Source organism: Plantibacter sp., assembly GCF_059073635.1.
In genome coordinates this window covers 111976-130309 of the sequence record NZ_JCACOF010000007.1, presented here as the reverse complement: position 1 = coordinate 130309, position 18334 = coordinate 111976, and the positions used below count along the sequence as shown (strand labels likewise).

The following is an 18334-nucleotide window of genomic DNA, read 5'->3' as shown; positions in this document are numbered from 1 at the left end:
CGGATGAAGGGCGGTGGATGGAGCCCCGGGGCGCACGCCCTTCGCGTGCGCCCCGGGATCGTTCCGTTGCTAGTGTGCTCCCTCTCCGCGGAGCAACTCCACCACTTCGTCGTACTTCGGAGAGTTCATGAAGTTGTCGACCGACATGTGCACGGCACTCGGGGTCTTCTCCTTCGCGCGCTCCGTCAGCTCGCGCTGGGTGATGACGAGGTCGACGTCGTCGGCGAGGTTCGCGATCGCCTTGTTGGTGACGGTGATCTCGTCGATGCCGGCCTTCTTGATCTTGTTGCGGAGCACCGAGGCGCCCATCGCACTCGAACCCATACCGGCGTCGCAGGCGAAGACGATGTTGCGGATCGGGCCGCGCTCGAGCGTCGTGACGACGCCCTCGTCGACGACGTCCGCACCGGCTGCGGCGCTTCCGGCGGAGAGGTTGCCGAGCACGCTCGACTTCTTGCCCTTGGCGGCTTCGGTCGCGGCGACGGCGGCCGAGAGGTCACCGGCGTTCTCGTTCTCGAGGTCGCGCTTCCGGCTGGCCCGCAGGATGATCGCGGAGATCCCGAACGAGACGGCTGCGGCGACGATGACCGACAGGATCACGCCGAAGTAGCTGTCGGGTGCGGTCTGGATGAGCACGGCGATGATGCTGCCGGGCGAGGCCGGGGCGCGGAGACCCGTGTTGAACGCGACGTTCGTCGCCACACCGGCCATGCCGCCACCGATCGCGGCCAGGACCAGCATCGGCTTCATGAGCACGTACGGGAAGTAGATCTCGTGGATGCCACCGAAGAACTGGATGATGACCGCGCCGGGGGCCGACGCCTTCGCGAGACCGATGCCGAAGAAGCAGAACGCGAGCAGGATGCCGAGGCCCGGGCCGGGGTTCGCCTCGAGGAGGAACAGGATCGACTTGCCGGTCTCCTCGGACTGCTGGACACCGAGCGGGGTCAGCACACCGTGGTTGATGGCGTTGTTGAGGAAGAGGATCTTGCCGGGCTCGATGAAGATGCTCGCGATCGGCAGGAGCGAGTTGGCGACGAGCCAGTCGACGATGCCCTCGAGGAAGCTGCTGAGCGCGGTGACGATCGGTGCGATACCGAAGAAGCCGCCGATGGCGAGGATGGCTCCGAGGATACCCGCGGAGAAGTTGTTGACCAGCATCTCGAAGCCGGCCTTGATCTTGCCGTCCCAGATCCGGTCCACCTGCTTCATGAGCCACGCGGCGAGCGGGCCCATGATCATCGCACCGATGAACATCGGGATCGCGCTGCCGACGATGACACCCATGGTCGCGATGGACGCGACGACGCCGCCACGCTCACCGTAGATCATGCGGCCACCGGTGTTCGCGATGAGCAGCGGGAGCAGGTACGTGATCATCGGGCCGACGAGGCCGACGTACTGCGGGAAGGTCGTGCCGTCGTCGGCCTGCGCGAGCGCCGTCGCGGCACCCTGCCAACCGATGAGGTCGGCGTTGCCGAAGCCGCCGAGGATCCCGTTCGGGAACCAGCCGGTCGCGATGAAGAACGCGGTGATGAGGCCCCAGGCGATGAAGGCCGCGATGTTCGGCATGACCATGCCGGAGAGGAAGGTGCCGAATCGCTGAACGCCGACTCGTGCACCTCCCGGCTTCTTGGGAGTAGACGTCGTTGTCATGATGATGTTGCCTCTTTCATTTCGGGAGTCGTTGCAGCGGTGGCCGCTGCCCTGGCTTCGGCCGCACCGTCGGCGGCCAGTGCTGCTGCCGCGATGCGCCGGGCATCGTCGAGCGTGTACTGCTGGAGGGAGTGACGGACGTCGGCGAGCGCCGACGGTGACATGGACAGGGTGGTGGCGCCGAGTCCGACGAGGACGACGGCGAGGAGCGGGTCGGCGGCTGCTTCGCCGCAGATGCCGACCGGCTTGCCGTGGTGCTGGCCGGCTTCGCCGACGAGCTGCACGAGGCGGAGGACCGCCGGGTGCCACGGGTCCTGGAACGCGCCGACGGAACCGAGCAGGCGGTCCGCGGCGAGCGTGTACTGCGTGAGGTCGTTGGTCCCGATCGACGCGAATCCGGCGTGGGCGAGGACGCGGTCGGCGAGGAGGGCGCTCGACGGCACCTCCACCATGACGCCGGGCGTCTTCAGGCCGTACTCGGCGGCGATCGCCATGAAGTACTTCGTCTCCTCGACGGTCGACACCATCGGGGCCATGACCCACAGGTCGGCGTTCGTCGCCGCGTCGGCCTGGGCGAGCGCCGTGAGCTGCTCGCGCAGGATGTCCTCGCTCGCCCGCAACGCACGGAGGCCGCGGAGTCCGAGCGCCGGGTTGTCCTCGTGCGCGTCGTTCAGGAACGCCAACGGCTTGTCGGCACCGGCGTCGAGGACGCGCACGACGACCTTCTGGCCGGGGAAGGCGTTCAGGAGCTTCTCGTAGTGCGCCCGCTGCTGCTCGACCGTCGGTGCGAGCGCCTGGTCGAGGAAGAGGAACTCGGTGCGGAAGAGGCCGACGCCCTCGGCGCCGAGCTCCGCGGCGGCGTCGGCGTGCTCGGCCGAGCCCAGGTTCGCGAGCAGCGGCACGGGGGTGCCGTCGGCCAGTGCACCGGGGACGACCGGTGCGTTCACGAGCGCGAGTCGGTCGGCGATGCGCTGCTCCGTGGCGGCGACGAGCTCGGGGGTCGGATCGACCGTGACCTCACCGGTTGCCGCGTCGACGACGAGCGTCGTGCCGTCGGTCAGTTCGGCTGCTCCGACGACGCCGACGATCGCGACGATCGACTTCTCGCGGGCGAGGATCGCCGTGTGCGAAGTCGGGCCGCCGTCGCTCGTGACGAGGCCCAGGACCAGGTCGAGGTCGAGGAGAGCGGTGTCGGCCGGCGCGAGGTCGCGGGCGACGAGGATGAACGGGTGGCCGGGCGAGGGGACGCCGGGGGCCGGCACGCCCATGAGGTCGGCGATGACCCGCTGCGACACGTCGTCGAGGTCGGCGGCGCGCTCCCCGAGGTAGCCGCCCATCGCAGCGAGCTGGTCGCGGAACGAGGCGAAGGCCGCGTAGACGGCCCACTCGGCGGTCTTGCCGTCCGCGAGCCGCGTGGCGATCTCCTCGGCGAGGGTCGGGTCCTCCGCCATCATCGCCTGGGCCTCGAGGACGTCACGAGCGGCACCACCGGCGGCGGCGCCTCGGGCCTCGAGCTCACGGGCGACCGCGGCGAGGGAGGTGTTCGCGCGCTCGGTCTCGGTCGCGAGGTCGAGGGTGCTGGCGACGTCGGCGGGGGCGGGGAGCGGGTCGGCCATGCGGGCCACCGGGCCGACGGCGACGCCCTGGCCGATGCCGATGCCCTGGAACGCGGTCATCGGACTACTGCTCGTCATGGTCGGTCACCAGGAGCTCGGAGAGCGTGTCGAGGGTGCCCTCGGCTGCGGCGCCCTCGCCGTCGACGGACAGGGTCACGTAGTCGCCGTGCTCGACGGCGAGCGCGATCACGCCGAGGATGCTCGCCGCGTTGACGGGCTTGCCGCTGCCCTTCGCGATCGTCACCGGGACCCCGGCGTCCTTCGCAGCCTGCGTGAACAGCTTCGCGGGCCTGGCATGCAGGCCGTGCGACGAGCCGATGCGGACGGTTCGAGTTGCCATGGGGTTACCTCCTGGTTGGTGATTGGATCGAGAGGACGAGTTCGAGGGCTCGCGCGCCACCCTCGACGCCGAAGACGTCGCCGGGCAGGACGGCGACCGCGGTGCCGGTGGGCTCGGCCGCTGCACGCAACGCGGCCTCGTGGTCGGCGAGGTGGGCGCCGACGAGCAGGACGTCGACACCGTCGAGGGCGATCGTGCCGCCGAGGACCTGTGATTCGGCACCGGCCGCGACGGAGACGTCGATCGATCGGTCGGCTGCTGCGCGACGCAGGCGTTGGGCCATGAACGTGCTCGACGCACCCGCGCCGCAAATCACCAGGATCTTCATCGAACCTTCTCCAGAACCGCCGATTGCCTACCAATCCATCATTCCGTCGCGCTCCTCGCGGCTCCACCAGAAGCTCTTCCGCCGGGGCGGAAAGGTCGTCGAACGCGCGGAAGCAGCCGGGAAGGTGGTTGACTCGGTGGAGCGGTTCGCCCGGACCGCGCGACGGCCGACCGACGGAGAGGGCATCGTGGCACGCGAGAAACACGACCGCATGCTCGGCTACCTCGCGGGACGGGACGGTTGGACGACGGCCACGGAGGTCGCGGAGGTGCTCGGCGTCACGCCGCGCAGCGTCCGCAGCTACGTCACGGCGGTCAACACCCGCACGGCACCGCACGACGTCGTCGAGTCCGGGCCGAACGGGTATCGGCTGAACGCCGACGGCTATGCGGTCTACCGGCGACGAGCCGCATCGGCGTTCGAATCGGAGACCCCGCGGGATCGGCTGTACGGGCTCGTCCGGCTGCTCATCAGCGCCCCCTCGGGAATCGACGTGCACGAGACGGCACAGCGGCTCCACGTCAGCGAGTCGACCGTCGAGGGCGACCTGGGCCGGGTCCGCGCCATGCTCGCCGACACCGCCCTCACGCTCGACCGTTCCGGATCGACGGTGACGATGGCGGGCGGTGAGACCGAGCGGACGACGTCTCCTCAGCCGGATGTTCCGCGACGAGACCGACCGCGGCATCGTCGAACTCGAGGCGCTCCAACGCGCGTTCGCGCCGAACGAGTTCAGCCCGTTCAAGGGCGAGCTGCTCGAGGCGTTGACCGCGCGCGGGTACTACGTGAACGAGTACGGCATCGCGAACGTCCTGCTCCACATCGCGATCGCCATCGACCGGGTCACGAAGGACCGTCCGGCGGAGCCCGCAGACCATGCTCCGCGCACCCCGGAGGTCGAGGCGGTCGCTGAGGATCTGGCGCGGCTCGTCGACGCCCACTTCCACGTCGCGCTCGGCGAGGGCGACCTCGTCTACCTCAGCTACCTGCTCGTGACGCGGGTGGTGACGCCGGGCAGCGGGGCTCCCGCCGAGGTCCTCGTCGACGACTACGTCAACCAGGACGACCTCGCCGCCGTCCGTCAGGCCGTCGACCGTGCCGGCCGCGAGTACCTCGTCGACCTCTCCGACGAGGACTTCATCGTCCGGCTCACCCTCCACGTCCAGAACCTCATCCGTCGTGCACAGGACCAGTCCTACTCGCGCAATCCGCTGACCCGCTCGATCAAGACCTCGTACCCGATGATCTACGAGCTCGCGGTCTTCATCGCCAGCCAACTGCAGCGGCACGGCTCGATCATCATCAACGACGACGAGATCGCCTACATCGCGATGCACGTCGGCGCCCAGCTCGAGCAGAAGGCCCGCAAGGAGGCCCTCCTCGGCTCCACGATCGTCTCCGCCGGCTACTACGACATGCACGAGGTGCTGCGCCGACGCGTCGAATCGCAGCTGGGCGACGTCCTCGACGTCCGATCCGTCATCACCCGCACCGATGTCGACTGGGCCGCCATCGACACCGACCTCGTGCTCACGACGATCGAGCCACCGGCCCCTGCCGACGGCATCGTCGTCATCCAACCGTTCCTCACCGCGGCCGACGTGGAGCGCGTCCGCACCGCGGTCAGCCGCGTCCGTCGTTCGTCCCGCTTGTCGGAGATCACCGACGAACTGCTGCAGTACTTCCACCCGGACCTCTTCCTCCGGAACGCGCATGCCGAGGACGAGGAGGGCATGATCCGCCTGCTCGGCGAGCGCATGATCGCCCGGGGGATCATCGACGAGAGCTACCTCACCGCGGCGATCGAGCGGGAGCGCATGTCGTCGACGGCGTTCACCGACACCCTGGCCGTGCCGCACGCCATGGCGATGACCGCGCACTCGACGGCCATCGCGATCGCCGTGAACGAGACGCCGATGGAGTGGGGCGGCGCGCGCGTGAGCGTCGTCGCACTCGTGGCGTTCAGTGAATCGGGTCGTGCCGCGTTCCAGACGGTGTTCGACCAGTTCGTCGAGGTGTTCTCGGAGCGCTCGAGCGTCGCCCGGATCATCCGCCGTTCCGAGGACTTCGCCGGCTTCATCGACGAGCTCGTGCACGTCATCGACGGCTGAGCACCCGTCGCGCGGTCCCGGTCACCGAGCGGTCCCGGTCACCGAGCTTGTCGAGGTGCTCAGACGTGCTCGGTGACCACCACCGCGGTCGTACCCGGCTCGAGTGCCTCGAAGACGTGCGGCACGTCCCCGGCGTGGGCGAGGTAGTCCCCCGGTCCGAGTTCGACCTCCTCGCCGACGGGTCCGACGGACGCGCGACCGGTGCTGAGGATCCAGTGCTCGACGACGCCCGGCATGTGCGGCTCCGAACGCCTCGGCTCCCCCGGTTCGACGACGATGCGGTAGATGTCGCGTCGGGCGTTCGGCGGGCACGCGGACAGCACCGTCGCGACGTAGTCCGCCCCGGACGCGGCGAGGGTCGGCCCCTCACCGGCACGGATCACCTGGACCGGTCGCCGCACCGGCTCGACCAGGCGGGCGAACGGGACGTCGAGGGTGACGCTGAGCGCCCAGAGGGTCTCGAGACTCGGGTTCCCGAGCCCCGCCTCCAGCTGCGAGAGGGTCGACTTCGCGATCCCGGCTCGACGGGCCACCTCCGCGAGTGACAGGCCGGTGCGCTGCCGCTCGCGGGTCAGCGCCGCCGCGACCGCGGCGTGCGGTGCTCCGTCGTCGGATGGTTCGAGCTGCGTCATGCGTTCGCTCCAGAGTGTTACGCGTTCGATTTGACGAACGCTTGATCGACGTTCAATATAGTGTACGTGCGTTCGATATGGAGTCACCTCGGTCGGCCGACCACGCGGGCCATCGCGCTGGTCTGCATCGCCGACGGGCTGGTCGGCATCTCCTACGGAGCCGTCGCCGTGCACTCGGGCATCCAGCCCTGGGTCGTGCTGGCGCTCGCCCTGCTCGTCCTCGCCGGCGCATCGGAGATCCTGTTCGTCGGGATCGTCGCGGCCGGCGGGAGTCCGCTCACCGCCGCCCTGGCAGGGTTGCTCGTGAACGCCCGTCACCTGCCGTTCGGCCTCGCGATCCACGAGGTCGTCGGTACGGGCTGGCGTCGCGTGCTCGGGACGCACCTCCTCAACGACGAGTCCGTCGTCTTCGCGCTCGACCAGGACACCCTGGAGCGGAAGCGCGCCGCGTTCTGGGCGTGTGGCCTCGGCATCCTCCTCTGCTGGCCGGCGGGCGCGGCACTCGGAGCCTTCGCCGGCACCGTGATCGAGGACACGGACGCCTTCGGACTCGACGTGATGTTCCCCGCCGTCCTGCTCGCCCTCATCTTCCCCGCCCTCCGCGAGCGCCGGACGCGCCGAGCCGCACTCGTCGGCGCGGTCGTCGCCGTCGCCGCGACGCCGTTCCTCCCTGCGGGGATCCCCGTCCTGTTGTCGCTCGTCGGTCTCCTGTTCGGCTTCGGCCGGAAGCAGCCGAAGCCGGAGGTCACCGCATGAACCAGTCGATGCTCGTGCTGGTCGGGATCCTGATCCTCGCGGTGGGCACCTACACGTTCCGCCTGGCCGGGCCACTCCTGCGGACCCGCACCGAGGTCTCGGAACGGGTCGAGACGCTGCTCGCGGACGCCGCCATCGTCCTGCTCATGGCGGTGCTCACGACCACGGCCCTGACCCAGGACCAGCAGTTCGCGGGATTCGCGCGACTCTCGGGCGTCCTGGTGGCCGGCGTCCTCGCCTGGAGGAACGCGCCGTTCGTCGTCATCGTCCTCGCGGCAGCCCTCACCACGGCGCTCCTCCGCCTGGCGGGCGTCGCCTGAGCCGTCAGATGCCCTGCCAGGCGGGCTTGTTGGCGTACGCGTAGCGGTAGTAGTCGGCGTGCTGCAGCTCGGACGCCGCCGCTTCGTCGAGGACCACCGTGGCACGCGGGTGCAGCTGCACGGCCGAACCGGGGAGGTTCGCGGAGAGCGGTCCCTCGAGCGCGGCGGCGATCGCAGCGGCCTTCCCCGCACCGAAGGCGAGGAGGACGAGGTGTCTCGCGCGGAGGATGGTGCCGAGTCCCTGGGTGATGCAGTGCATGGGTACGTCGTCGATCGAGTCGAAGAACCGTGCGTTGTCCCGGCGGGTCTGCTCCGTCAGGGTCTTCACGCGGGTGAGCGAGGCGAACGACGAGCCCGGCTCGTTGAACCCGATGTGGCCGTCGGTGCCGATGCCGAGGATCTGCAGGTCGACGCCGCCGGCGGCCTGGATCGCCGCTTCGTAGTCGGCGCCGGCGTGCTGGATGGTCTCGGCCGCACCGTTCGGCACCTGGATGCGCTCGGGCGCGAGGCCGAGCGGCTCGACGACCTCACGGGTGATGACGGAACGGTACGACTCGGGGTGCCCGGCCGGCAGGCCGACGTACTCGTCGAGGGCGAACCCGCGCACCTGCGAGAGGTCGAGGCCCTGCGAGCGTGCGGCGAGCGCCTCATAGACGGGGAGCGGTGTCGAACCCGTCGCCAGTCCGAGGACGGCGTCTGGACGCTCCTCGATCAGGGCGACGATCGCCTCCGCGACGAGGGCGCCTGCGGCACCGCTGTCCCCCACGATCACGACTTCAGCCATGCGACGATTCTCCTCTTCCCACGAGCGCTGCGCCGATCGCCGCGACGGGGGATCCCGTCGGCACGAGGCGCACGCGCTGTTCCAGTTGCAATGATGCGACGAATCGAGACCCGGCGGCGGATTCGGCCAGAGCCTCGCGGATGACGGCGAGCAGTCGCTCGCCGAGAGCGGTGAGTCCTCCTCCGAGGACGATGTCGTCGGCGTCGACGGTGAGGGTCAGGATGCGGACGGCCGCGGCCGCTCCGTGACCGAGGCGTGCGCGGAGCGCGATGGCCCGCGGGTCACCGGCGTCGGCATGGTCGAAGAGGTCGAGCACCGGCAGCGCCACGTCGGCTCCCCAGGCGGCGGAGACCGCACCACCGGCGGCCATGGTCTCGACGCACCCGCGCTGTCCGCACCCGCAGCGGTCACCGAGCGGATCGACCGACAGATGCCCGACCTCGCCGGCGACCCCGCTCGAGCCCTGCCAGAGCCGGCCGTCCGTGACGATGCCGGCGGCGACGCCCGTGCCCAGATTGAGGTAGGCCATCGTGCCGGAACCGTCGAGCAGCTGCCAGGCGCCGAGGGCCGCCGCCTTCACATCGTTCTCCACGGCGACGGGGACCCCGAGGCGCTGGGCGAGGATCGCACCGAGCTCGAGTTCCTCCACGTCGAGGTTGACGGCGTGGGTCACGCGGCCGGTGCCCGGGACGATGAGGCCGGGGATACCGACGCCGACCGACGTGAACGCGTCGATCGGACGCGCGACGGCGTCGGCGAGCCGGCTGACGGCCTCGACGGCGGTTTCGACGACCGCTTCCGGACCGCGTCCGGTGACCAGCCTGAGCCGGTGCAGGAGCGCGCCGTCATCCGTCACGACGACGGCATCGGTCTTCGTGCCGCCGATGTCGAGTCCCACCCTCACGCGGTTCGTCTCCGGAGGGCGTCGTGGCGCGTCTGCATGCTGTGGTTCCTTCGATCCGTGGTGCGACCCGCTCGCACCACCGGTTTGTTCGCCAAGCTTACAAATAAACGGGGCTCGCGTCCATGCCGACGACGACCGCACACGATGATCGGGCCGCGCACGCCTGCGGGTGGCGGGCTCCACCGGGTAGCCTGGAGGCCGACCCGCAGCGCGCGGGCGGGCCCGCCACGGGCACCGAACACGGGGGAATCACACCACCATGAAGAAGAACGCAGCAGCATTCCTCGGCGCGATCGCCGTCTCGGGCCTGCTCCTCACCGGCTGTGCCGGCGGCGCCCAGAGCAAAGAGGATGCGTGCAAGCTCATCCAGTCCGAGGTGACGGAGTCGGCTTCGCAGCTGCAGTCGGGCCTGAGCTCGCTGTCCTCCGACCCTGAGGCGGCCGTCACCCAGCTCGACGACTTCTCCGGAACGTTCAAGGCGGCGGCCGACAAGGTCACCAACGACGAGGTGAAGACCGCGGCGAACGACTCGGTGAAGGCGCTCAACGACTTCATCGACGTCGCGAAGACGGCTGTCGACGACCCGCAGAACGTCGACCAGACCGGGCTCACCGATTCACTCACGAAGCTCCAGGACGAGTTCACGACGCTCGGCAACACCTGCAGCCTCTAGCTCGACACGACTGACGACGGGCCCCGGATCGGCTGATCCGGGGCCCGTCGCCGTCTCCGGGCCGACGGCTACTTCACGGATCCCTCGGTGAGCCCGCCACGCCAGAAGCGTTGCAGCACGATCATCGCGATCGCCAACGGGATGATCGACAACAGCGCGCCGCCGGTCGTCAGCTCGTAGAACTCCGGCAGGCGGTCGACCTGGCTCCGCCAGTTGTTGAGGCCCAGGGTGATCGGGTACAGCGTGCTGTCGGACAGCATGACGAGCGGCAGGAAGTAGTTGTTCCAGATGCCGACCAGCTGGAAGAGGAAGACGGTCACGAGCGCGGGCGTGAGGATCTTCAGCCCCACGGTGTGGAAGATCCGCAGCTCGCTCGCGCCGTCGATCCGTGCCGCCTCGATGAGCGAGTCGTCGATCGTCGCGTCGGCGTAGATCCGGCAGAGGAACAACCCGAACGGCGAGACGAGCGACGGCAGGAGCACCGACCAGTACGTGTTCGCGAGCCCCATCTGGCTGAAGAGCAGGAACAGCGGGAGCGCGGTGGCCGTCCCCGGCACGAGGACCCCGCCGAGGATGGTGCCGAAGACGAGGTTGCGCCCGCGGAACCGGTACTTGGCGAGCGCGTACCCCCCTGCGGCGGCGAGGTACGTCGCGATGAGGGCTCCCACGCCCGCGTACAGCACCGAGTTGCCGAACCAGCGGACGAAGATGCCGCCGTCGTAGGTGAGCACCTCGTGGAGGTTCGACCACAATGAGAACTCGGAGCCGAGGAGGAAGCCGTTGCTGCCGAACAGATCCTCGGTGCTCTTGGTCGCAGCGATCACCACCCAGTACACCGGCACCAGGAAGTAGACCGCGACGACGACGAGGATGCCCGTCACGAGCACCCGCATCGCCCTGGACCCACCGGGTCGACCCTGCTGGTCGCTCAGCCGCCGGGCACGCTTCGACGAGGTCGCGGTCGTGATGCTCCGGGTCTCGCTCATGATGCCCTCCTCGACGTCAGACGCAGGAAGATGAACGACAGCGCGAACGCGACAACGGCGATGAGCACCGCCTGCGCTGCGGCGACGTTGTAGTCGTTGTAGGCGAACGCGGTCGTGTAGGCGCTGAGGTTCGGCGTGTACTCGTTGTCGATCGCGGGCGACACGGTCTGCAGCACCTGGGGCTCGGCGAAGAGCTGGAGCGTGCCGATGATGGAGAACACGGTCGTGAGGATGAGCGCCGGCCGGATGAGCGGGAGCTGGATGCTCATCGCGACGCGGAACGGCCCGGCGCCGTCGACCTTCGCGGCTTCGTACACCTCGCCGGGGATGGCCTTCAACTGGGCGACGATGATCATCATGTTGTAGCCGGTGTAGGTCCACGTCACGATGTTGGCGATGGACCAGAGCACGGTGCCTGCGCCGAGGAAGTCGAGCTCGATCCCCATCGCCCCGGCGATGTCGATGATCGGGCTGAGTCCCGGGACGTAGAGGAACGACCAGAGGATCGTCGCGATCACGCCGGGGATGCCGTAGGGCAGGAAGTACACGGCCCGGAAGAATCCCGGCCATTTCGCGGAGGCGGACTCGAGGAGGAGCGCCAGCAGGGTGCACAGGGCGATCATGACCGTGACCTGCACGACGCCGAAGAGGAGCATCCGGCCGATCGAGGCGATGAAGTTGCCGTTCTCCAGGGCCTGGGCGTAGTTGGAGAACCACGCGAACTCGGTCGTGACACCTTCCTCGCCGAAGACGCCCTTCCGTGAGACCCGGAGGAAGCTGCTGCCGATCGCGACGATGATCGGCAGGATGAAGGTGAGGACGAAGAGCGCCAGGAACGGCCCGAGGAGCACCCACGGAGCCGCGACCGAGGTCCGGCGTCGGCGCTGCGCCCCTGACCGCGACGGGTCGTCCGCCACACCGCGCGCCGGGCGTTCCGTGACGGCGCTCACGACGCCGCCTCGATCCGGAGGCCCTTGTTGCGGAAGGCGGTGATGACGTCGCGCTGTCCCTGGACCACGGCGTCCACGAGGGTGCCGCCTGAGGCCTTGGCCCGGAACCCGTCGGCGAGGATGTTGAAGGTCTGCTGGGTGAGTGGCCACCACTGCCACTCGTTGTTCTGTTCCTTGGCCGCCGGCACGAAGACCTCCTCGTTGTAGTTCTGGCCACCGAAGAACTCGCTCGGTTGCTGTCGGCGGGCACCGATGTAGGCGTCGTTCGGCGACCACCCGATGCCGGAGTGCTCGATCATGGCGTCGATGCCGGCGTCGCTCGTGGTCATCCACACGGCGAACTCGAGCGCCTCCCTCGGGTGGGCGCTGTTCGCCAGGACGGCAGCCGTGGACCCGCCCTGGAAGGTCGAGCCGTACCCCTCGCTCCCCCACCGGGGCAACGGCGCGACCCGCCACTTGCCCTCGGCCCCCGAGACGCCCTGCAGGAGGGCGTCTCCCCAGCTGGCTCCGGCGAGCGACGCGATCGAGTCCTTCGCCGCAGCGGCGAACCAGGCCGGTGAGAACTGACTGTAGGAGGTGGTCATGACGCCCTCGTCGATGGCCCGGTCGAAGAATCTGGCCGTCTCCAGGGTCGCCTCGTCCGTCATGTCCACGATCCACCGGTCGCCGTCGACACGGAACCAGGACGCGCCGGCCTGGGTCGCCATGGCCGCGAACCACGACGCGTCGTCGAGGGCGAAGCAATCCAGGTACATGTCGGCCTCGCGCACCGCACCCGCCACCTGGAACCACTCGTCCCAGGTGGCCGGGGGCTTCGCGCCCACCCGGTCGAGCAGGTCCGGGCGGTAGTAGAGCGCCATCGGACCGGAGTCCTGTGGGATCCCGTAGACCCCGTCGACGTAGGAGACCTGGTTCCAGAGGGTCTCGTTGTACCGCGACGCGACCTCGTCCGCGCCGTAGCGCCGGAGGTCGACCAACCCGTTCACGAGCAGGAACTCGGGGAGCGTCCGCATCTCGACCTGCGCGAGGTCCGGACCACCACCCGCGGCGAGCGCCGAGTAGAGCTTCTGATACCCGCCGTCGTTGCCTCCGGGGATCCAGACCGCCTCGACCTGCACGTTCGGGTGGTCGGCGTTCCAGACGTCCGCGACCTTCTGGAGGTCCTTCAACCAGGCCCAGTACGTGAGCGTGATCCGTTCACCGGCGGCGGCCGGGGCGATCGTCGGACCGGTGTTCGGCGACACCGTCCCCGGGGTGGAACAGCCCGCCAGGAGCGCGGTCGCACCGCCCGCTGCAGCCCAGGCGAGCAACTGTCTTCTCGTCATCGGTGACATCGATGGTCCTCACTTCGTCGTCGAGGTGGTCCATCGACGCTAACACGACCGTCCGGACCGACGTCGAGACCCGAACGGCGGACGGGGCCCGGGAGCGTGTGCTCCCGGACCCCGTCCGTGTGGTGCTGGTGTCGGTCAGGCCGACGTCATCAGGCCAGGCGTGCCTTGAGGTTCGCCGAGATGGTCTCGAGGAACTCCTCGGTCGTCTGGTAGGCCTGGTCGGGGCCGACGAGGAGCGCGAGGTCCTTCGTCATGGCGCCGGACTCGACCGTCTTGATGACGACGTCCTCGAGGGTCGCCGCGAACTCGATGAGCTCCTGGTTGCCATCGAGCACGCCTCGGTGCTGCAGGCCACGGGTCCACGCGAAGATCGAGGCGATCGGGTTCGTCGACGTGGGCTTGCCCTGCTGGTGCTGGCGGTAGTGGCGCGTGACGGTGCCGTGTGCGGCCTCCGCCTCCACGATCTTGCCGTCGGGCGTGGCCAGCACGCTCGTCATGAGACCGAGCGAGCCGAAGCCCTGCGCCACGGTGTCGGACTGCACGTCGCCGTCGTAGTTCTTGCAGGCCCAGACGTAACCGCCCTCCCACTTCATGGCCGAGGCGACCATGTCGTCGATGAGTCGGTGCTCGTAGGTGATGCCGGCAGCCTCGAACTGCTCCTTGAACTCCGCGTCGAAGATCTCCTGGAAGATGTCCTTGAACCGGCCGTCGTAGGCCTTGAGGATGGTGTTCTTCGTGGAGAGGTACACCGGGTAGTTGCGGTTCAGGCCGTAGTTGAGGCTCGCACGCGCGAAGTCGCGGATCGACGCGTCGAGGTTGTACTGCACCTGCGCGATGCCGTCGCCGGGCGACTGGAAGACCTCGAACTTCTGCGGCTCCGAGCCGTCGTCGGGCGTGAACTCGACCGTGAGCTTGCCCTCGCCCTTGAACAGGAAGTCGGTCGCGCGGTACTGGTCGCCGAACGCGTGGCGGCCGATGATGATCGGCTTGTTCCACCCGGGCACGAGACGCGGGATGTTCGAGATGATGATGGGCTCGCGGAAGATGACGCCGCCGAGGATGTTGCGGATGGTGCCGTTCGGGCTCCGCCACATCTTCTTGAGACCGAACTCCTCGACACGGGCCTCGTCGGGGGTGATGGTCGCGCACTTGACGCCGACGCCGTGCTTCTGGATGGCGTGCGCGGCGTCGATCGTGATCTGGTCGTCCGTCTCGTCACGCTTCTCGATGCCGAGGTCGTAGTACTCGAGGTTCACATCGAGGTAGGGGTGGATGAGCGAGTCCTTGATGAACTGCCAGATGATGCGAGTCATCTCATCGCCGTCGAGTTCGACGACGGTGCCTTCGACCTTGATCTTCGACACTGGTTGTCCTTTCTGATGCCGCCCTGAGCCGAGCGGCCTACGGAGGTGCGCACGCGGTGGAGTGCTCCGCATGGCATGGAGGAGACCGCATCCGAAAGGTGGACGGCACGGCCACGCCCTAGCTTACAAGACCCGCCAGGTCTCTTGACATCGAGACAGTTGCGGATGGCCTGGTTCCGTCCCCGACCCCAGCTGTGGGTCGGCCGTGGAAGTCGGCGGTCACCGCGTGTCGCCCGGGGGCCGGACTATCCGCGGTCGGCTCGACCGGTTAGCCTAAGGACATGGCTGAGCTGCGTCTGGAAGAACTGTCCGCATCGACGATCGTGGCGGTCAACGCGCTCACCATGAAACCCGGGCAGGAGCAGTTCATCGCCCCGGTGTCCTACGCGGTCGCCGCCGCGGTCGTGAACCCCGCCACCTCCTGGCAGCGCGTCATCCTCGACGGCGACGAGGTCGTCGGCTTCATCTCCGCCAACTTCGACCACGAGTCGACGCAGGAGGAGTTCCGCTCCGCCCTGTGGCGCATCAACGTCGACGCCGACGACCAGGGCCGGGGCGTCGGCCGGTTCGCGGTGGCCTCGCTCATCGAGGAGGCCAAGCAGCGTGACTTCGACCACGTCAACGTCATCTACGAGCCCGGTGATCTCGGTCCCGAGGCGTTCTTCCTCCGCGTCGGGTTCACCCCCGTCGGCGAGACCCAGTACGGCGAGACCATCGGCAGCATCAGTCTCTGAGGCCGTGAGCGGGTCGTCACCGACGGACTCGGCTGAGGCGTTCGCCGAGGCCGTACTGGCCGTCGTCGCCGACATCCCCGAGGGTTGCGCCTTGAGCTACGGCCAGGTCGCGTCGATCATCGGGTCGAAGTCGGCTCGTGGCGTCGGTCGCGTGATGGCGCAGTACGGGCATGCCGTGCCCTGGTGGCGAGTCGTCCGGTCGGGCGGTCTCCCTCCGACGGGGCACGAGGATCGCGCGCTCGAGCACTACGAGGCCGAAGGCACACCGATCGTCCCGATGAGCGGCGGGCGATACCGCCTGGGCCGCGAGGCGCTGCTGTACTGACCGGATTCGCGCCCGATCAGCCGGGAAGGTGGATCGAGACGACCGTCCCGGCACCGACCGGGCTCTCGACGCGCATCGTCCCGCCCACGGCGTCGACCCGGTCCGCGAGGCCGCGCAACCCACTCCCCCGCGCAGGATCGGCACCGCCGACCCCGTCGTCCGCAACGACGACCCGGAGCCCGCCGTCGGGGTCGTCGGAGACGACCACCTCGCAGCTGGACGCCCCGGAGTACTTCGTGACGTTGGCCAGGCACTCCGAGACGACGTAGTAGACGGTCGCCTCGATGAGTTGCCCGGGCCGCTCGCGCAGCTCGACGGTGACCCTGGTGACGACGGTGCACCGGCGCCCGAGTTCGGCGATCGCCGGCACCAGTCCCCCCTCGGCCAGGAGCGCCGGATGCAGTCCTCGGGCGAGCTCGCGGAGCTCCTTGATGGCGCTCGCGAGCTGATCGATGGTGGTCTCGAGGCCGTCGGCCAGGGCGAGTTGGCCGTCGGCGCGTGCCGCGTCGCTCGCCATCCGGAGTCGCAGGGCGACGGAGAACAGCTGCTGCTGCGAGCCGTCGTGCAGGTCTCGCTCCGCCCGCCGTCGCGCTTCGTCGGCCGCCTGCACGATGCGCAACCGCGATCGGCTCACCTCCCGCAACGAGTGGCGGAGTTCAGCGGTGAGTCGTTCGTTGTCGATCATGATGCGCAGCGACGCCGACACCGACCGGAGCAACTGCGGGTTGTCGAGCAGTGCCGCGTCGTGCTCGATGTACACGAGCGGCGCGTCCGCATCGCCGACGCTCGACATCGCCCGACCGCGTGGGTCCCGGTCGGTGGTCCGCTGCGATCCCGGCCAGACGAGCCGGGCGGTGCGGTCGCCGAGGACGGTCTTCACCGCACCGTCCCAGCGGTCGTGGCCGGTCTCGCTCAGCTGTCCGGTCTGCACCAGGTCGACGGCCCTGGCGCGGATCGTCCGCATCCGGATGAGACCCGTCGCGTACGCCGCGGGAACGAGCACCACCGAGAACGCGTTGAGGTCCTCGACGAAAAGCCGGAGGTGCTCCGGCCATCCCCCGAGGCGGACGAGGGACCACGCCACCCCGATGACGAGCCACAGCACGAACGCGACCGGCATGATGAAGGCCACCTGTCTGGCCGCTCCGCTGCTCCGCGCCCATCGCAGCAGCACGACACCCGCGACGACGACCGCGAAGGCCCCCATGACACCCGCATGGACCCGACCGAGCACGTCGGCCACGTCTCCGGCGGCGAGGACGGCGTACCGACTCCGCTCGTGGCTCGCGTCGAGCACGTGGTTCGGCGTCACCAGGAGCGTCACGATCGCATAGGTGACGAGGTAGACCGATGCGGTGATGACGAGCCGCTGATCGAAGCCGCGCCGCAGCCGCCCGGCGGGGAAGGCCAGCGCGAGCCACACCAGCGCGACCCCCGGGAGCACGGAGATCGACATGAGGAGCGGCCAGAGCCAGCCCGCGTCGACGCCGTACGCCCACATGTAGGCCGTCTCGGCCAGTGCGTACCCGACGATCACCCACCCCGGAGTGGCCGTCGGAGCCAGCCACCAGATCAGCCCCGCCGCCACCAGCGCCGCGAGGTGGCCCACCAACCAGGGCAGACCGTTGCCGTCGGCGACGCCCGGCTGGACGACGCCGAACACGACCGACAGGACGCACACGAGCGCGGCGGCGAGCAGGATGCCGAGTCGCAACGGCCACGGGAGTCGACCGCGGCCGGCCGGTGCCGGGATCGGCAGCGATGTCGCCCGTCCGTGTGGGCGACCGTCAGCCATCCGTGTGTTCCAGCCATCGCACGACCGCGAGGACGCGGCGGTGGTCCGCCGGAGAGTCCTCGAGTCCGAGCTTGGCCAGGATGCGGCTGATGTGTGCTTCGACGGTCTTCAGACTGACGACCAGCGCTTTCGCGATGCCGGAGTTCGACCGCCCCTCGGCCATGAGGGTGAGGACTTCACGTTCCCGCTCCGTGAGGTGGTCGAGACCGTCCGACCGGGTCCGCTCCGCGACGAGGAGGGAGACGACCTCGGGATCCACGACGGACTCACCCGCCGCCACGCGCTCCACGGCGTCGACGAGCGTCCCGGAGTCGGCGACGCGATCCTTCAGCAGGTAACCGGTGCCACCACCGGAGCCGAGCGCGCGGACCGCGTAGGACGGCACGGCGTAGGTGCTCAGCAGGAGCACCCCGGCGGCGAAGCCCGACGCCCGCAACTGCTCGAGGGCGACGATGCCCTCGTCGGTGTGGGTGGGCGGCATCCGGATGTCGAGCACGACGGCGTCGAGCTGCAGCCCCGCGTCGATGCGATCGACCAGGTCGACCGCCGAGCCGAACGAGCCGACCACGTCGTGACCACCCGCCTTGAGGATCTGCGCGACACCCTCACGGAGGAGCACCGCGTCGTCCGCGACGGCGACACGCAGCGAACGCGGTTCCAGACTGGTCATCCGCTCATTGTGGCAGGTCGACGAGACGAGGTGTAGTGCCCACGGGGTCACTCCGT

Annotated in this window: 19 protein-coding genes; 6 read left to right on the top strand and 13 right to left on the bottom strand. The window is 69.2% G+C overall.

Annotation, left to right across the window (positions count from 1 at the left end; genetic code table 11):
- Positions 1-69: 69 nt before the first annotated feature.
- The 4 genes from AC5JOC_RS05850 to AC5JOC_RS05835 are packed head-to-tail and all read right to left on the bottom strand — an operon-like array spanning position 70 to position 3940.
- Complete coding sequence (locus AC5JOC_RS05850) at positions 70-1656, bottom strand: PTS mannitol transporter subunit IIBC (RefSeq protein ID WP_079705307.1); 1587 nt, start codon at positions 1654-1656, stop codon at positions 70-72.
- Positions 1653-3332, bottom strand: a complete 1680-nt coding sequence (gene ptsP, locus AC5JOC_RS05845; protein ID WP_124768858.1) for a phosphoenolpyruvate--protein phosphotransferase — start codon at positions 3330-3332, stop codon at positions 1653-1655. The genes AC5JOC_RS05850 and ptsP overlap by 4 nt, the downstream gene beginning before the upstream one ends.
- 4 nt (positions 3333-3336) lie before the next feature.
- Positions 3337-3612 carry an HPr family phosphocarrier protein gene (locus tag AC5JOC_RS05840; RefSeq protein ID WP_064296634.1) on the bottom strand — a complete coding sequence of 92 codons (276 nt, stop codon included), beginning with the start codon at positions 3610-3612 and terminating at the stop codon, positions 3337-3339.
- Positions 3613-3616: 4 nt separating this feature from the next.
- Positions 3617-3940: a PTS sugar transporter subunit IIB gene (locus AC5JOC_RS05835; protein WP_071259442.1), complete on the bottom strand. Its 324-nt coding sequence runs from the start codon at positions 3938-3940 to the stop codon at positions 3617-3619.
- Between the two features lie 659 nt (positions 3941-4599).
- Here AC5JOC_RS05835 and AC5JOC_RS05830 point away from each other — a divergent pair.
- The gene (locus tag AC5JOC_RS05830) at positions 4600-6051 is read left to right on the top strand and encodes a BglG family transcription antiterminator (protein ID WP_494245740.1); all 1452 of its coding nucleotides are present in this window, start codon (positions 4600-4602) and stop codon (positions 6049-6051) included.
- A gap of 59 nt (positions 6052-6110) precedes the next feature.
- Here AC5JOC_RS05830 and AC5JOC_RS05825 read toward each other — a convergent pair whose 3' ends face one another.
- Positions 6111-6683, bottom strand: coding sequence for a helix-turn-helix domain-containing protein (locus AC5JOC_RS05825; protein ID WP_191940659.1), 573 nt, complete (start codon positions 6681-6683; stop codon positions 6111-6113).
- Positions 6684-6749: 66 nt separating this feature from the next.
- Between AC5JOC_RS05825 and AC5JOC_RS05820 the strand changes: the two genes are divergently transcribed.
- Entirely contained in the window at positions 6750-7439 is a 690-nt protein-coding gene (locus AC5JOC_RS05820) for an AzlC family ABC transporter permease (protein ID WP_159878013.1), read from the top strand.
- The gene (locus AC5JOC_RS05815; RefSeq protein WP_494245739.1) at positions 7436-7759 is read left to right on the top strand and encodes an AzlD domain-containing protein; all 324 of its coding nucleotides are present in this window, start codon (positions 7436-7438) and stop codon (positions 7757-7759) included. The genes AC5JOC_RS05820 and AC5JOC_RS05815 overlap by 4 nt, the downstream gene beginning before the upstream one ends.
- Before the next feature lie 4 nt (positions 7760-7763).
- Here AC5JOC_RS05815 and AC5JOC_RS05810 read toward each other — a convergent pair whose 3' ends face one another.
- Both AC5JOC_RS05810 and AC5JOC_RS05805 read right to left on the bottom strand, forming a co-directional pair.
- Positions 7764-8543 carry a glucosamine-6-phosphate deaminase gene (locus AC5JOC_RS05810; protein ID WP_191940656.1) on the bottom strand — a complete coding sequence of 260 codons (780 nt, stop codon included), beginning with the start codon at positions 8541-8543 and terminating at the stop codon, positions 7764-7766.
- Positions 8536-9441 (bottom strand): ROK family protein, encoded by a 906-nt coding sequence (locus AC5JOC_RS05805; RefSeq protein ID WP_494245736.1) that lies wholly within the window; start codon positions 9439-9441, stop codon positions 8536-8538. Before AC5JOC_RS05805 ends, AC5JOC_RS05810 begins: the two co-directional genes overlap by 8 nt.
- 265 nt (positions 9442-9706) lie before the next feature.
- Here AC5JOC_RS05805 and AC5JOC_RS05800 point away from each other — a divergent pair, with 265 nt between their 5' ends.
- Positions 9707-10120: a hypothetical protein gene (locus AC5JOC_RS05800; RefSeq protein ID WP_064296639.1), complete on the top strand. Its 414-nt coding sequence runs from the start codon at positions 9707-9709 to the stop codon at positions 10118-10120.
- Between the two features lie 68 nt (positions 10121-10188).
- Here the strand turns inward: AC5JOC_RS05800 and AC5JOC_RS05795 are convergent, their stop codons facing one another.
- The 4 genes from AC5JOC_RS05795 to AC5JOC_RS05780 form a co-directional block, all read right to left on the bottom strand.
- Positions 10189-11013, bottom strand: a complete 825-nt coding sequence (locus AC5JOC_RS05795) for a carbohydrate ABC transporter permease (protein ID WP_228498429.1) — start codon at positions 11011-11013, stop codon at positions 10189-10191.
- A gap of 89 nt (positions 11014-11102) precedes the next feature.
- Positions 11103-12056 (bottom strand): carbohydrate ABC transporter permease, encoded by a 954-nt coding sequence (locus tag AC5JOC_RS05790; protein ID WP_370582582.1) that lies wholly within the window; start codon positions 12054-12056, stop codon positions 11103-11105.
- The gene (locus AC5JOC_RS05785; RefSeq protein WP_137242131.1) at positions 12053-13390 is read right to left on the bottom strand and encodes an ABC transporter substrate-binding protein; all 1338 of its coding nucleotides are present in this window, start codon (positions 13388-13390) and stop codon (positions 12053-12055) included. The genes AC5JOC_RS05790 and AC5JOC_RS05785 overlap by 4 nt, the downstream gene beginning before the upstream one ends.
- Positions 13391-13539: 149 nt before the next feature.
- Entirely contained in the window at positions 13540-14754 is a 1215-nt protein-coding gene (locus AC5JOC_RS05780; RefSeq protein ID WP_079705296.1) for an NADP-dependent isocitrate dehydrogenase, read from the bottom strand.
- A 281-nt stretch (positions 14755-15035) separates the two neighbouring features.
- Here AC5JOC_RS05780 and AC5JOC_RS05775 point away from each other — a divergent pair, with 281 nt between their 5' ends.
- Both AC5JOC_RS05775 and AC5JOC_RS05770 read left to right on the top strand, forming a co-directional pair.
- The gene (locus AC5JOC_RS05775) at positions 15036-15488 is read left to right on the top strand and encodes a GNAT family N-acetyltransferase (protein ID WP_079705295.1); all 453 of its coding nucleotides are present in this window, start codon (positions 15036-15038) and stop codon (positions 15486-15488) included.
- Between the two features lie 4 nt (positions 15489-15492).
- The gene (locus tag AC5JOC_RS05770; protein WP_064296644.1) at positions 15493-15813 is read left to right on the top strand and encodes an MGMT family protein; all 321 of its coding nucleotides are present in this window, start codon (positions 15493-15495) and stop codon (positions 15811-15813) included.
- A gap of 16 nt (positions 15814-15829) precedes the next feature.
- Here the strand turns inward: AC5JOC_RS05770 and AC5JOC_RS05765 are convergent, their stop codons facing one another.
- A complete protein-coding gene (locus AC5JOC_RS05765; RefSeq protein WP_192004693.1) occupies positions 15830-17608 on the bottom strand; it encodes a sensor histidine kinase in 1779 nt (592 codons plus the stop codon).
- Complete coding sequence (locus tag AC5JOC_RS05760) at positions 17601-18278, bottom strand: LuxR C-terminal-related transcriptional regulator (protein ID WP_123539688.1); 678 nt, start codon at positions 18276-18278, stop codon at positions 17601-17603. The genes AC5JOC_RS05765 and AC5JOC_RS05760 overlap by 8 nt, the downstream gene beginning before the upstream one ends.
- Positions 18279-18334: the final 56 nt, after the last annotated feature.

Coding starts and splice junctions, on each gene's coding strand:
- AC5JOC_RS05815 (WP_494245739.1), top strand. CDS start 7,436: ATGAACCAGTCGATGCTCGTGCTGGTCGGGATCCTGATCCTCGCGGTG.
- ptsP (WP_124768858.1), bottom strand. CDS start 3,332: ATGACCGCGTTCCAGGGCATCGGCATCGGCCAGGGCGTCGCCGTCGGC.
- AC5JOC_RS05760 (WP_123539688.1), bottom strand. CDS start 18,278: ATGACCAGTCTGGAACCGCGTTCGCTGCGTGTCGCCGTCGCGGACGAC.
- AC5JOC_RS05825 (WP_191940659.1), bottom strand. CDS start 6,683: ATGACGCAGCTCGAACCATCCGACGACGGAGCACCGCACGCCGCGGTC.
- AC5JOC_RS05795 (WP_228498429.1), bottom strand. CDS start 11,013: ATGCGGGTGCTCGTGACGGGCATCCTCGTCGTCGTCGCGGTCTACTTC.
- AC5JOC_RS05800 (WP_064296639.1), top strand. CDS start 9,707: ATGAAGAAGAACGCAGCAGCATTCCTCGGCGCGATCGCCGTCTCGGGC.
- AC5JOC_RS05785 (WP_137242131.1), bottom strand. CDS start 13,390: ATGTCACCGATGACGAGAAGACAGTTGCTCGCCTGGGCTGCAGCGGGC.
- AC5JOC_RS05810 (WP_191940656.1), bottom strand. CDS start 8,543: ATGGCTGAAGTCGTGATCGTGGGGGACAGCGGTGCCGCAGGCGCCCTC.
- AC5JOC_RS05850 (WP_079705307.1), bottom strand. CDS start 1,656: ATGACAACGACGTCTACTCCCAAGAAGCCGGGAGGTGCACGAGTCGGC.
- AC5JOC_RS05830 (WP_494245740.1), top strand. CDS start 4,600: ATGTTCCGCGACGAGACCGACCGCGGCATCGTCGAACTCGAGGCGCTC.
- AC5JOC_RS05835 (WP_071259442.1), bottom strand. CDS start 3,940: ATGAAGATCCTGGTGATTTGCGGCGCGGGTGCGTCGAGCACGTTCATG.
- AC5JOC_RS05840 (WP_064296634.1), bottom strand. CDS start 3,612: ATGGCAACTCGAACCGTCCGCATCGGCTCGTCGCACGGCCTGCATGCC.
- AC5JOC_RS05765 (WP_192004693.1), bottom strand. CDS start 17,608: ATGGCTGACGGTCGCCCACACGGACGGGCGACATCGCTGCCGATCCCG.
- AC5JOC_RS05775 (WP_079705295.1), top strand. CDS start 15,036: ATGGCTGAGCTGCGTCTGGAAGAACTGTCCGCATCGACGATCGTGGCG.